The organism is Caballeronia sp. Lep1P3 (assembly GCF_022879595.1).
Taxonomy (GTDB): Bacteria; Pseudomonadota; Gammaproteobacteria; order Burkholderiales; family Burkholderiaceae; genus Caballeronia.
This window is the reverse complement of the sequence record NZ_CP084265.1, coordinates 207,839-220,486: the sequence shown is the minus strand read 5'-3', so window position 1 is coordinate 220,486 and position 12,648 is coordinate 207,839. Positions and strand designations below refer to the sequence as shown.

The following is a 12,648-nucleotide window of genomic DNA, read 5'->3' as shown; positions in this document are numbered from 1 at the left end:
ACTTGATCGCACCAATCGCTTTGGTAGCGGATGCGAAACGCGGGCGCAACACTAGCATGAACAAATGTTACGCGCGTGCCTCGTGTTCCCCTCTTTTGGGGGCTTGAAATGCGTCGGACCGCGAAACATGGAGTCGAAAACGAAGAGGCGGGAACCGCGCGGCGAGCGCCGCGCGGGTGATGCAATGAAGCGGATAAAGCGAATCAGACGCGCCGAAGCCCGAGCCGCTCGCAGATCGTCTTCGTCGCCGAAGCGCCGTTGAGCGTGTAGAAGTGCAGGCCGGGCGCGCCATCGTCGATGAGGCGGCGGCACAGGCCCGTCACCACGTCGAGTCCGAACGCGCGAATCGACTCGCGATCGTCGCCGTAGCTTTCGAGCCGCCGCGCGATCCACTTCGGCACTTCCGCGCCGCACATGTCGGAAAAGCGCATGAGCTGCGAGAAGTTCGTGATCGGCATGATGCCCGGCGTGATCGGCACGTCCACGCCGAGCTTCTTCGTTTCGTCGACGAACTCGAAGTACGCGTCCGCGTTGAAGAAGTACTGCGTGATCGCGGCATTCGCGCCCGCCTTCACCTTGCGCGCGAAGTTTTCGAGATCGGCGCGCGGCGAACGCGCTTGCGGATGAAACTCCGGATACCCGGCCACTTCGATATGGAACCAGTCGCCGTGTTCCTGCCGGATGAACGCGACGAGTTCCGACGCGTAACGCAGTTCGCCGACTTCGCCCATGCCCGAAGGCAAGTCGCCGCGCAACGCGACGATATGGCGAATGCCGTGTTCGCGGTACGCGGCGAGAATCGCGCGCAGGCTTTCCTTCGACGAGCCGATGCACGAAAGATGCGGCGCCGCCTCGAAGCCTTCCGCCGCCATTTCGAGAACGGTATCGAGCGTGCCTTGCTGCGTGGAGCCGCCCGCGCCGAACGTCACGGAGACGAACTTCGGCGCGAGCTGCGCGAGTTGCGCACGCGAGGCGCGCAGCTTCTCCACGCCTTCCTGCGTCTTCGGCGGGAAAAACTCGAATGAGAGTTCGATGGGTTTCATGATGGTGATGTGCGCGCAAAGCGCGGCGGCTAGCCGAAGTTGCGCTGCCCGAAAATGAGCGCCGACAACAGCCACGACACGATGCTATAGAGAATCGAGCCGAAGAACGCCGACCAGAATCCCGAGACCTCGAAACCCTTCAGCAGCGACGAGCACAGCCAGAAACATAGCGCATTCACCACGAGGATGAAGAGGCCGAGCGTCAGGATGGTCACCGGCAGCGTCAGGATGATGAGCACCGGGCGCAGCACCGCGTTGATCAGACCGAGCACCACAGCGACGATCAGCGCCGTGCCGAAACTGCGAATATGAATCGACGGCACGAGATAGGTGATGATCAGAAGCGCGAGCGCGTTGATCAGCCATGTCAGCAGCACGGTCATCGAAAGTTCTCCGTTGGGTCTTGGTCGAGCGCACGCGCGGATACGTGACCCGCGCGCGCGACAGCCGCCGCGTCCGATTTAATAGCGGTAGTGGTTCGGCTTGAACGGACCGTTCTTTTCGACGCCGATGTAGCCGGCCTGCTCGTCCGACAGCACGGTCAGTTCGGCACCGATGCGGCCCAGATGCAGGCGCGCCACTTTCTCGTCGAGATGCTTCGGCAGCACGTACACCTTGTTCTCGTACTTGTCGCCTTGCGTGAACAGTTCGATCTGCGCGAGCGTCTGGTTCGTGAACGAATTCGACATGACGAACGACGGATGGCCCGTCGCGCAGCCGAGGTTCACGAGACGCCCTTCGGCCAGCAGGATGATGCGCTTGCCGTCCGGGAAGATGATGTGATCGACCTGCGGCTTGATGTTGTCCCACGTGTACTGGCGCGTGGACGCAACGTCGATTTCCGAATCGAAGTGACCGATGTTGCAGACGATCGCGTTGTTGCGCATCGCCTTCATGTGGTCGTGATTGATGACGTGATAGTTTCCCGTTGCCGTCACGAAGATGTCGGCCTTGTCGGCGGCGTATTCCATCGTCACGACGCGGTAGCCTTCCATCGCCGCCTGCAGCGCGCAGATCGGATCGATTTCCGTGACCCACACGGTCGCGCCGAGACCGCGCAGCGACTGCGCGCAGCCCTTGCCCACGTCGCCGTAACCGGCCACGACCGCGATCTTGCCCGCGATCATCACGTCGGTTGCGCGCTTGATGCCGTCGACCAGCGATTCGCGGCAGCCGTACAGGTTGTCGAACTTGGACTTCGTGACCGAATCGTTCACGTTGATGGCCGGGAACGGCAGGCGCCCTTCCTTTTCCATCTGATACAGGCGATGCACGCCCGTCGTCGTTTCTTCGGTCACGCCCTGAATGTGCGACAGGCGCGTGGAGTACCACGTCGGATCGGCGTCGAGATGTTTGCCGATGGCCTTGTAAAGCGCGACTTCTTCTTCGTTCGCCGGCTTGCCGATGACCGAGCGGTCCTTCTCCGCTTTCGCGCCGAGAATGAGCAGCAGCGTGGCGTCGCCGCCGTCATCGAGAATCATGTTGGCGAACTCGCCGTTCGGCCATTCGAAGATGCGGTGCGTGAATTCCCAGTACTCGTCGAGCGATTCGCCCTTGAACGCGAACACCGGCGTGCCGCCAGCGGCGATTGCGGCGGCAGCGTGATCCTGCGTGGAGAAGATGTTGCACGACGCCCAGCGCACGTCCGCGCCGAGTGCGGTGAGCGTTTCGATCAACACGCCCGTCTGAATGGTCATGTGCAGGGAACCGGCGATGCGCGCGCCCTTCAGCGGCTGTTGCGCCTTGTACTCTTCGCGCGTCTGGATGAGACCCGGCATTTCCGTTTCGGCGATGTCGAGTTCCTTGCGGCCCCATGCGGCGAGCGACATGTCCGCGACGACGAAATCCTTGGATGCTTGAGAATCGAGAACTGCGGCGTTCATCACGCCCTCCTTTCTAAAAAAGACTAGAAATGTTGACGTGAGCGCCGTTCGAATGCGGTGGCTCTGCGGGCGCCTGCGAGAAGAGGCGTTTTCGAACCGTCCGGATTGAATGCCTCCGAGCCTGGCAGGTGACGCTTGAATCAAGCGGATCACCCGTCGCAACGCTCCTCGAAGGCGAGCGTCGATTGTAGCAAAGTCTCGTTGGATCGTTTGCCTTTCAGCCTTCGCCGATGGCGTTTCCAGCGCAGCCGAAAGCCGAAGCGCGGGCTAGATCGGCAGCATGCCGATGAGCGGCGCGAGCAGCACCATGACGACGCCCGCGATCATCATCGTGAGGCTGGCGACGACGCCTTCCTCGCTGCCGAGTTCGCGCGCCTTCGCGGTGCCGACGCCGTGCGCCGCCGCGCCGAACAGCGCGCCGCGCGCGAGCCGCGTGCGCAGCGGCACGAGCGCCAGCACCAGTTCGCCGAAGAGCATGCCGCAGACGCCCGTCGCGATCACGAAGAGCGCGGTGAGATCGCGCGGCGCGTGAATTTTGTCCGAGACGGCGAGCGCGAACGGCGTGGAAACGGAACGCGTCGCGAGACTGCGCTGCAATTCCGGCGACAGATGCAGCAGCTTCGCGAGCGCGAGCGATCCGCCGACCGCGACGAGAATGCCGACCGTCACGCCGACGGTGAGCGAAATCCAGTGGCGTCTGAGCAGCGCGCGGTATTCGTAGATCGGCACGGCGAACGCGACGGTGGCCGGCCCGAGCAGCCACATCAGCCAGCGCGTGTCGGCGAAGTACACCGAATACGGAATGCGCGCCGTCACGACGATCAGCGCCAGCACAGCGGGCGCGGCGAGCATCGGCGTGAGCCACGGCTTGCGAAAGCGCGCGTACACGCGCTTGGACGCAAAATACAGCGCGACGGTCAGCACGAAGCAGCCGGCGGCGATGAGGCGCGCGGCGTCATCGTTGAAAAGGGAGGCGTAGAAGTGGCTCATCGCGATGCGCTCACGCGCGAGCGGCGTGACGCGCGACGAGTGCGCGGCGCAGCGCGAGACGGCGTTCGAGGCGCGCGGCGCGATCGACGGCGAACGCGACGGCGACCATCACCATCAGCGTTCCCGCGACGACGACCAGCGCGAGCCGCCAGCCCTCCTCCATGAAAAGGCCGCCGTACTGCACCGCGGCGACGGCGGCCGGGATGAAGAACAGCAGCATGTCGGCGAGCAGCCAGTCCGCGCCTGCCTTGACCCAGCGCGGCGCGATGCCGCCGGTCAGCAACAGCGCAAGCAGGGCGACGAGACCGACCACGCCGCCCGGAACCGGCAACGCGAGCTTGCGCGCGACGAAGTCGGACACGAACCAGATTCCGGCGATGCCCGCCGACTGAACCGCGACGCGCGCAAGACGGCTCAGGGCGACGCGGGCGCTGAACGGCGTTTGATTCGAGAGAACGGCGGACATGGCAATTTCCTGGAGGAGCTAGGGTAAACCTTGAGTCCGAGTATAGGACCGCGCTCGCCATAATAAAAATGACTTAACCTTATTCAAATCATTCCAATATGGAATCGGGAGTCCGCATGGAACTGCGCGCGCTGCGCTATTTCGTCGAAGTCGTGAAGCAGAAGAGCTTCACGGCCGCCGCCGAACACATGTTCGTCACGCAGCCGACCATCAGCAAGATGGTGAAGGCACTGGAAGACGAAGTCGGTTCGCCGCTGCTGTTGCGCGAAGGCCGGCAAATGGTCCTGACCGATGTCGGGCAGATCGTCTATCAGCGTGGCGTCGATGTCCTCGCGGCGCACGCGCGGCTCGAAGCGGAACTGAACGACCTTGGCACGCTCGGGCGCGGCACGCTCACCATCGGCATTCCGCCGATGGGCGGATCGCTCTTCACGCCCGCCATCGCCGCGTTCCGGCAGCGGTATCCGAAGGTGGAACTGAAGCTCTTCGAACGCGGCTCGAAGGCGATCGAGGCCGCGCTGATCGACGGCGAACTCGAACTCGGCGGCGTGCTCCAGCCTGTCGATGCGCAAGTGTTCGACGTGCTGCCCGTCAGCCGCCAGCTTCTATGGCTCGTCGCGCAGAAAGGTTCGCGCTGGGAGGATGCGCGCGAGGTGCCGCTCGCGGATCTCGCCGCGGAGCCGTTCGTCTTTTATGGCGAGAGCCTCGCGCTGAACGATGTCGTGCTCGGCGCGTGCCGCGAAGCGGGCTTTTCGCCGACGATCGTCGGGCGCAGCGGACACTGGGATTTCATGGCGGCGCTGGTGCAGGCGGGCGTCGGAATTGCGCTCCTGCCCGCGCCGTATTGCCGTCGGCTGGATGCGGGCGCGTTCACCTGCCGGCCGGTCGTCGCGCCGGAGATTCACTGGGACATGGCGCTCGGCTGGCGGCGCAATGGGTATCTGTCGCACGCGGCGCGCGCGTGGATCGATGTCGCGCGGGAAGTGCTGCCCGGCAATCTGGATCAGGACTTCATGGCCGAGGGCTTCGCGCGCTCGCGCCGCCGCGACGCGGGCGGCTGATCGTTCGATGTTCCCAAAAGCGCAACGCGCCGGCATCGCGTACAGCGACCCGGCGCGTTTCGCGACGACTGGTCAGCCGGTCAGTTCAGTTGCTTGAACTCGATGCGGCGGTTCGCCATGCGTCCCGCCGGCGTGGCATTGTCCGCGATCGGATGCGCTTCGCCGAAGCCTACGGCCGTGAGCGAGTTCGCCGGAATGCCGTGCTTCACGAGATAAGCGCGCACGGACTCCGCGCGCTTCTTCGACAACTGCACGTTGAGCGCCGCTTCACCGGTGTTGTCCGAATAGCCGGCGATCTGCAGCTTGATCGGCGTGGCGCGCGCATCGCATTCCTTGAGCGTTTCCGCCGACTTCGCCAGCGCCGCCATGGCAGCGGCGGGCGGCGTGTTCGAGCCGGTGCGGAAATTGATCGGCTTCAGGTTGAGCATGCGGGCGATGGCGGGGGCCTCGCATCCCATCGAATTCGCCGAAACGGAAGCCACGGAAGCGGGCGTAGAAGCCGAGGCCGGCGCCGAAGCCGAAGCCGAGGCCGCGCCTTCGCGAACAGGCGCCTTCCCGACGCTCCAGCCCGCGCCGAACAGCGCCTTGAGCTTGTCCATCCAGCCGAGCTTTGCGTCGGCGGCGGCGCCATCGAGCTGAATCGTGTCGCCGGTAATCTGCACGCTCGCGCCGGGCAGCGTGAAGACGGGCAAGAGCTTGTCCAGCTTGCCGATCCATGCGGACGGCTTCGTGTCCGGATCGACCGTCACTTTCGCGTGGAACTTGTCCGCGCCCAGTTTCGACGACAACTCGTCGATCAGGTGCTGCCGCTCTTCGTCGGTGCCGACGGTCGCCTTGAGCGTGGGCACGCCGGCGGCATCGACCGAGACGCTGGCGAGCGCGTCCTTGCCGGGCATGAGCGTCGGCATGAACGCCGGCGACGACGCCTGTTCCGACGCCGACGCCCCGGCGTCAGCCGCCGAAGCGCTTGCCGAATCGGTCGCGATGGCCGACGACACCGCCGCCGCCGACGTGTCCGCCTGCGCGTCCACGGCGTCTTCCTTCGGCTTGTCGGCGGTGGAGCAACCGCGCGCGACGAGCGCCGCCAACAGCGCGAGCGCGGCGGCGTTCGCGACCCAGATCCATTTACGGCTGCTCTGCTTCGGCTGGGCTTCGTCGGTTTGAGGCGCGGGGTAGAGATCGCTCTGAAGCGGGAACGCGGACGCCTCCTGCGTGGCGGGATGCTCCAGATGCGACGACACTGCCTTCAGCCGCGACGCGACGCCCGCGAGGAAGCCACCGACCGGGCCGAGCCCGAGCGCCTGCGCGAACGCATCGGTCATGTTCGCGCGGACCACGGGAAGCTGATGGCCGAGCAGCGTCGGCAACTGGCCGACCTGTCCGTTCTGCTGCGTCAAATGGCGCTTGAGCAGCCCGAGAATGGTCGCGCCGACCGCGCCCGCCAGCGTGCGCGTGGCGCCCGCCGCGACGCCGGTGTATTCGGAGATGCGTTCGCTCAGCAGATTCACGCTGTCGTGCGACGCCACGGCGCCATCCACGGAAACGCTCGTCGACAAAAGTTGACGCATGCCTTCGTCGCGCGTGACGAACATCGGCAGCTCTTCGGCGATGTGCGCGTTCACCGTCGGCGACATGACGGCTGCGAAGAGCGCGCGGGCGCCTTCGAGCGACGACGCCTTGTTCATGATCGAGCCGATGAGTGCGGGGCCGCACAGCGACACGACGCGCTTGGCCAACTCCGGCGAGCAGCCGACGCGCGCGGCGGCCTGCTCCAATACGCTTTCATTGAAAGCGCCTTGTACCAACTGATTGAGGTTAATGCTCATTGAGAAGACTTCCAGTAAAGGCGGATTCGGGCTCTTCGGCCCGCTCGTGCCGTCCGATTATAGGTTCGGGGTCCTGTCCGTCAGTCCGGCTCACTGAACAATCGGATTTGTCTCAGGCATAGGAATTTTGGGACTGCGCCTAAGAAGAGTTCGCGGCGCTGTGACAAGCGCGCCGCGCCGCGCCGCCACGTTGAACCGAGCGATGCGTCTACTCGCCCGCTTCGCGCGCGGCCTATGATGGATTGATTCGAGATGGCTTGCGCGGCGCCTCGGCGCACTGTCGCGGCGACACGGCAACTCGCCGGCCGCCGCGCGACGCGAACAGGAGACCTCCGCATGAATTCGCCCTTGAACGACTGGCAGGCGCATCGTTTCGGACAGACGCACGACGTCACGAACCAGGCGCCGCCGCTCTGCGATTACGACCCGTTCGCCGCCGATCCCGCGCTCGGTGCCGCCGTCGAGCGCGAAGGCGCCGGCTGGCACGCCGAGGCGCTCGCCCGCGACGGCCGCGCGCTCGCGAAGCCCGATGCGCTCGCGCTCGCCGATCTCGCCAACCGCCATACGCCCGAACTCGCCACGCACGATGCGCGCGGCGAACGCGTCGATGCGCTCGAATTTCATCCCGCGTGGCACGAATTGCTGCGGCGTCTGCGGCACGAAGGCCTGCACGCGCTGCCGTTCGAGCCGGACGCGCGAGCCGGATCGATGGCCGCGCGATGCGCCGGCTACTTTCTGCACGGACAGCTCGAATCCGGTTCGCTCTGCCCGATCACGATGACCTTCGCGAGCATCCCCGTTTTGCGCAACGAGCCGGCGCTCTACGCGCGGCTCGCCGCCCCGCTGCTCTCGCGCGAGCACGATCCGCGCGACATCGCGCTGGAAGCGGGCAAGCGCTCGATGATGATCGGCATGGGCATGACCGAGAAACAGGGCGGTTCGGACGTGCGCAGCAACCGCACGCGCGCGTTTTCGCTCGGCGCGGCGGGGCGCGGCGCGGCGTATCGGCTGGTCGGGCACAAATGGTTTTTCTCCGCGCCGCAGTGCGACGCGCATCTCGTGCTCGCGCGCACCGCCGACGAAGGCGCGCTGTCGTGCTTCTACGTGCCGCGCTTCGCACCGGATGGCCGCAAGAACGCGGTTCAGATTCAGCGTCTGAAGGACAAGCTCGGCAATCGCTCGAACGCGAGCAGCGAAGTCGAATTTCTCGATGCCTACGGCGTGATGATCGGCGACGAAGGACGCGGCGTGCCGACGATCATCGAAATGGCGAACACCACGCGGCTCGATTGCGTGATCGGCAGCGCGGCGCTGATGCGCGCGGCGCTCGTCCAGGCGATTCATCACGCGCGGCATCGCAGCGCATTCGGCGCGCGGCTCGCCGATCAGCCGCTGATGCGCAACGTGCTCGCGGATCTCGCGCTGGAATCGGAAGCGGCGACCGTGCTGTTCATGCGGCTCGCGGGCGCGTTCGAGGAGAGCGCGGCGTCGAAGGATGCGCTTGCCGCGCGCGCGTGGCGGCGCATCGTGACGCCGGCGGCGAAGTTCTGGGTCTGCAAGCGCGCGCTCGAATTCACCGGCGAGGCGATGGAAGTCTGGGGCGGCAACGGCTACGTCGAAACCGGGCCGATGGCGCGCTTCTATCGCGAGGCGCCGGTCAATTCGATCTGGGAAGGTTCGGGCAACGTAATGTGCCTCGACGTGCTGCGCGCGTTCGAGCGCGAACAGGACGCGGCGCATGCGCTTTTCGACGACTGGGCGAGCGCGGGCGCGCGCCATCCGGCGCTCGCGGCGGCGCTTCGCGCGCTAGCCGGCATGCTGACGGACGATGCCGCATCGCGCGAGGCGTCGGCGCGGCGCATCGCGCAGCAACTCGCGTTGTGCGCGCAGGGCGTGCTGCTCGCGCGGCATGCGCCGGAAGACGTGGCGCAGGCGTTCATCGAAACGCGGCTCGGCGATGCGCGCGGCGAAACGGGCCGCGTGTACGGCACGTTGCCGGCGCGGTTCGACCATGAGCGAATCGTGCAGCGGGCCTTCGAGCGATAGCGCGGCGAAGTCGCGATGCTTTTCGGCGATGTTTTGCGGCGACGTTTTACGGCGGTGTTTTACCGCGATGCTTTTCGGCGATATTTGGCGGCGATGCTTTACGGCGACAAGTCGCGGCGATGGTTTTCGTCGATGTTTGCGGTGATGCGTCAGCGCACGCCGCGCATCGGCTCCTCGTTTTCCAGCCGGTAAACCCACGACAGCAACTCCGCCACCGCCTGATACAGCGCGGGCGGAATGTGCGAATCGAGATCGACCTGCATCAGCAGCGACACCATTTCCGGCGAGTCGTGCACATAGACGCCCGCTTCCTTCGCGCGCTGCACGATCATTTCCGCGACGAGTCCGTAGCCCTTCGCGACCACGCGCGGCGTCGCTTCGCGGTTGCCGGTTTCGTAGGCGAGCGCCGTCGCCTGCTTGCGGTTGTAGGGCGTGCTCATGACGCGCCTCCTTCGCCGCGCGGCGATGCGCGAAAGAGATGTTCCAGCGGCGAGCGCACGGCTTTCGCGGCCGCGCGGCTTTCGTCGCCCGTCAGGTCGATGTCCGCGCTGCCGTCGATCGAACGCACCGAAAACGACGCCAGCGCGATGCCCGCCGCCTCCAGTTGGCGCGCGAACGCCGTGCCCTGGGCCGCGAGCCGGCCCGCGCCCTTGTCGCTCGCCTTGATGCGCGCGGCGAGCTTCCCGCCGGTCAGCACCAGTTCGGCGTCGACCATGCCGAGCGCGGGCAGCGAAAGCGTCACGCGGGTGCGCCAGGCGCGCTCGTCGGCGGCGGGTTCCGGCGTGCGCGCGTCGCGCGGCTCGGGGCCGATTTCCCACTGGAAGCGCGTGCCCGGCCACGCCTCGCCCTGCCAGCGAAACTGGCCATTGGCGAGCACGTCGAGCTGCTGGCGCACGACAGCGAGCGTCGACGGATGAATGCCCGCCGCCATCGACGCCTGCATCGCCGATTCATGCGGTTCCGCCTGCGCGGGCGCGGACGCCGTGCTCCCATTCGCGCCCGCGCCGCCATTCTGCGAGCTCGATAACGCCGACGCGGGCGCATCGCGCACCGATGCCGCGAGCGCCGCCGCCTGCTGCGGCGTTTGCGGCATCGCGACGGCGCGCGCGGGCATCGTCGGGGAAGCGTCGGGGAAGTCGGGCGCAACGTGGGTTTCGCCGAGAGGCGGTTCGCCCTCGAAATCGAGCGGCAACGTGAGCGAGCGGGCATCGGCGCGCGCCTGCGGCTCGTTGCCGAGCGAAGCCGCGCTGCGCTGTCCCGCGAGCCACTGCGCGAGGTGTGATTCGTAGAAAAGCCCGCTCTCGCCGACGGTCTTGGCGAGTTCGCCCGCCAGCACCGATGCCGGCAGCGGCGGCAGATTCTGGCTCGCGGCGCGTGCAGCCGCGACGGCGGCGGCGTTCGACGAGAACGCGGTATCGAAAAGTCCGGTGGTGAGCGCGGCGAAGGCGCTCGCGGGGCGCGGCGGCGTCGGCCACAGCGGGACGTCGCCGAGAACGGGCGGCGCCGCGCCGCCGAGCCGCGAAATCACGTCGAGCGTGCGCGCGACGCTGGAAAGCTGCGTTTGCGCCGATGCCGCCGGTGCGCCCGCATCGCTCGCGGCGGCCGTCGGCGTCTGCGCCGTATCGACGGAAGACGGGGTGCCCGCTTGCGTCGTCGTGCGGCCAGCGGCGGCGCCGGCCGCGCCGTTCACGGCATCGGCCGCGCGGATCGCGGACAGGACGAGATCCGTGCGGCTGGCGAAGAGTGCTGCGAGCGCGGAGTCGAGTCCAGTCATGCGAGATCCTCAAGTGCGTCCGCGATACGTCGCGGCGCGTTTGCCCTAGCGCAGTCCGATCATCTTCTTCAGGACGCGCGCCGGGCTGTTGACCGTAAAAAGCGCGGAGAGCCGCGCGAGACTCGGCGAACTCAGATCGCGGATGGCGGCGTCATCGGCGAGAATCTTCTTCACCAGATGGAGCTTGCGCGCCCGGGCGGTCTCGTCGAGTACCGAGCCCGCGTCCGTCTCCTTCAACTGGTCGATCAACTCGCGATACGTACCCTGCATCGCCTTCAGATCGCTCCATTCGCCTTCGCGCGCCGCCATCAGCATTTGTGCGGAAAGCGCGGCGATGGCTTCGTAGTGAGCGAAGTATTGTTCTGTCGTTTTCATTCTTCTCCGGCAGTCGCCCGCCGCTTTCCTTTCAGACTGCCGCCGCGGTCATCTGTGCCACTTCCTGTCCGATTCCCACCCACGCTTCTTCCAGCGTCGCGAGCAGGTCGTCGACTTCCACGAGCATCTTCTCGTCCTGCTGCATGTTCGCCTCGAGCAGACGGCGCGTCATGTAGGCGTAGAGCGCGTCGAGTCGCTGCGCGATCTCGCCGCCCGCTTCCTTGTTCAACGCCTGCTGCAAACCGCTCTCGATGATGCTGATCGCCTTGCTGATCGCCATGCCGCGTGCGCTCACGTTGTTCTGCTGCAAATGCATCCGCGCCTGCGCGATGGCCTGCCGCGCGCCCTGATAGAGCATCACGATGAGCCGGTGCGGGCTGGCTCCCATGACGCCTGTCTGAACGCCGACGCGCGCGTATGCGTTGGCTCCCGCCTGTCCCTGCGAAAACATCGATGGCTCTCCCGGACACGGGACCGGGCGCTTCGGCCGCGATCTCGTCCCTCTGCATGTGGTTGCGGTACGCGAGCGCAAGAGCTTCGGCCTCTTCGCTCGCTCCCTGCAAGATGGTTGCTGTGCGCTTGCCGAAGCCGCCGGTTTCGCGGCCCGACTCCGGCGCCGGCGTGAAACACGAAGGCCGCGCCCGCTTTCGCGAGCGAACCATCGTTCGCCGTGCTGTTATCGGGGTTATCGGAGAAACGCGGCAAAGCTTTAGGGCACAAGGCTTCGAGCGGGTGCCAGGCACAGCGGGACCGCGCGCGGCGCTCGCGTCAGACGGAGATTTGCATGATGTCGTTGTAGGCGGAGACGAGCTTGTTGCGCACCTGCAGCCCGAATTGCAGGCCGACGTTCGCCTTCTGCATGTCCACCATCACGTCGTTGAGCGATACGTTCGGCGCGCCGATCTCGAATGCGTGCGCTTCGTTGAGCGCGCTCGTCTGGTTGTCGCTGATCTTGTCGATCGACGATTTCAGCGCGTCCGCGAAACTGCCCGCGCTCACCGCGCCCGAGCCGCCCTGACCCGCGACCGCGCCGGACGCGACCGTGGATGCGCTGCCCGCGCCGCCGGCGGCCTGCGCCGACATCGACTGAATGGCGCCGAGCGCGGCGGAAAGCGGATTGATCGGAAAGTTCATGTTGACTCCGTGTGACAGGTTGCGCGTGACTTCATGCGTTCGGCGGGCGT

General features: G+C 66.3%; 13 protein-coding genes and 1 riboswitch. Of the genes, 2 read left to right on the top strand and 11 right to left on the bottom strand.

Going from position 1 to position 12,648, the window contains the following annotated elements; genetic code table 11:
• Positions 1 to 203: 203 nt before the first annotated feature.
• From metF to LDZ27_RS00940, 5 genes are all read right to left on the bottom strand, one after another.
• The gene (gene metF, locus LDZ27_RS00960; protein ID WP_244814931.1) at positions 204 to 1,043 is read right to left on the bottom strand and encodes a methylenetetrahydrofolate reductase [NAD(P)H]; all 840 of its coding nucleotides are present in this window, start codon (positions 1,041 to 1,043) and stop codon (positions 204 to 206) included.
• Between the two features lie 29 nt (positions 1,044 to 1,072).
• Entirely contained in the window at positions 1,073 to 1,426 is a 354-nt protein-coding gene (locus LDZ27_RS00955) for a phage holin family protein (RefSeq protein ID WP_244814930.1), read from the bottom strand.
• A gap of 78 nt (positions 1,427 to 1,504) precedes the next feature.
• Positions 1,505 to 2,926 (bottom strand): adenosylhomocysteinase, encoded by a 1,422-nt coding sequence (gene ahcY, locus LDZ27_RS00950; protein WP_244814929.1) that lies wholly within the window; start codon positions 2,924 to 2,926, stop codon positions 1,505 to 1,507.
• 32 nt (positions 2,927 to 2,958) lie between these two features.
• Positions 2,959 to 3,102: riboswitch (S-adenosyl-L-homocysteine riboswitch) on the bottom strand.
• A 91-nt stretch (positions 3,103 to 3,193) separates the two neighbouring features.
• A complete protein-coding gene (locus tag LDZ27_RS00945) occupies positions 3,194 to 3,916 on the bottom strand; it encodes an LrgB family protein (RefSeq protein WP_244814928.1) in 723 nt (240 codons plus the stop codon).
• Between the two features lie 10 nt (positions 3,917 to 3,926).
• Positions 3,927 to 4,382 carry a CidA/LrgA family protein gene (locus LDZ27_RS00940; RefSeq protein WP_244814927.1) on the bottom strand — a complete coding sequence of 152 codons (456 nt, stop codon included), beginning with the start codon at positions 4,380 to 4,382 and terminating at the stop codon, positions 3,927 to 3,929.
• 116 nt (positions 4,383 to 4,498) lie between these two features.
• On the opposite strand from LDZ27_RS00940, the gene LDZ27_RS00935 reads away from it, so the two are divergent.
• A complete protein-coding gene (locus tag LDZ27_RS00935) occupies positions 4,499 to 5,443 on the top strand; it encodes a LysR family transcriptional regulator (RefSeq protein ID WP_244814926.1) in 945 nt (314 codons plus the stop codon).
• 80 nt (positions 5,444 to 5,523) lie between these two features.
• Here LDZ27_RS00935 and LDZ27_RS00930 read toward each other — a convergent pair whose 3' ends face one another.
• Positions 5,524 to 7,269, bottom strand: a complete 1,746-nt coding sequence (locus tag LDZ27_RS00930; protein ID WP_244814925.1) for an OmpA family protein — start codon at positions 7,267 to 7,269, stop codon at positions 5,524 to 5,526.
• A 336-nt stretch (positions 7,270 to 7,605) separates the two neighbouring features.
• Here LDZ27_RS00930 and LDZ27_RS00925 point away from each other — a divergent pair, with 336 nt between their 5' ends.
• Positions 7,606 to 9,315, top strand: a complete 1,710-nt coding sequence (locus tag LDZ27_RS00925) for an isovaleryl-CoA dehydrogenase (protein ID WP_244814924.1) — start codon at positions 7,606 to 7,608, stop codon at positions 9,313 to 9,315.
• Positions 9,316 to 9,464: 149 nt separating this feature from the next.
• Here LDZ27_RS00925 and LDZ27_RS00920 read toward each other — a convergent pair whose 3' ends face one another.
• The 5 genes from LDZ27_RS00920 to fliE all read right to left on the bottom strand — a co-directional run bounded on the left by LDZ27_RS00920 (position 9,465) and on the right by fliE (position 12,598).
• A complete protein-coding gene (locus LDZ27_RS00920) occupies positions 9,465 to 9,755 on the bottom strand; it encodes an EscU/YscU/HrcU family type III secretion system export apparatus switch protein (RefSeq protein WP_244814923.1) in 291 nt (96 codons plus the stop codon).
• Positions 9,752 to 11,089: a flagellar hook-length control protein FliK gene (locus LDZ27_RS00915; RefSeq protein ID WP_244814922.1), complete on the bottom strand. Its 1,338-nt coding sequence runs from the start codon at positions 11,087 to 11,089 to the stop codon at positions 9,752 to 9,754. Before LDZ27_RS00915 ends, LDZ27_RS00920 begins: the two co-directional genes overlap by 4 nt.
• Positions 11,090 to 11,134: 45 nt before the next feature.
• The gene (locus LDZ27_RS00910; RefSeq protein WP_244814921.1) at positions 11,135 to 11,464 is read right to left on the bottom strand and encodes a flagellar protein FliT; all 330 of its coding nucleotides are present in this window, start codon (positions 11,462 to 11,464) and stop codon (positions 11,135 to 11,137) included.
• A gap of 31 nt (positions 11,465 to 11,495) precedes the next feature.
• Entirely contained in the window at positions 11,496 to 11,915 is a 420-nt protein-coding gene (gene fliS / locus LDZ27_RS00905) for a flagellar export chaperone FliS (RefSeq protein WP_244814920.1), read from the bottom strand.
• A 317-nt stretch (positions 11,916 to 12,232) separates the two neighbouring features.
• The gene (gene fliE, locus LDZ27_RS00900) at positions 12,233 to 12,598 is read right to left on the bottom strand and encodes a flagellar hook-basal body complex protein FliE (RefSeq protein WP_244814919.1); all 366 of its coding nucleotides are present in this window, start codon (positions 12,596 to 12,598) and stop codon (positions 12,233 to 12,235) included.
• Between the last annotated feature and the right edge of the window lie 50 nt (positions 12,599 to 12,648).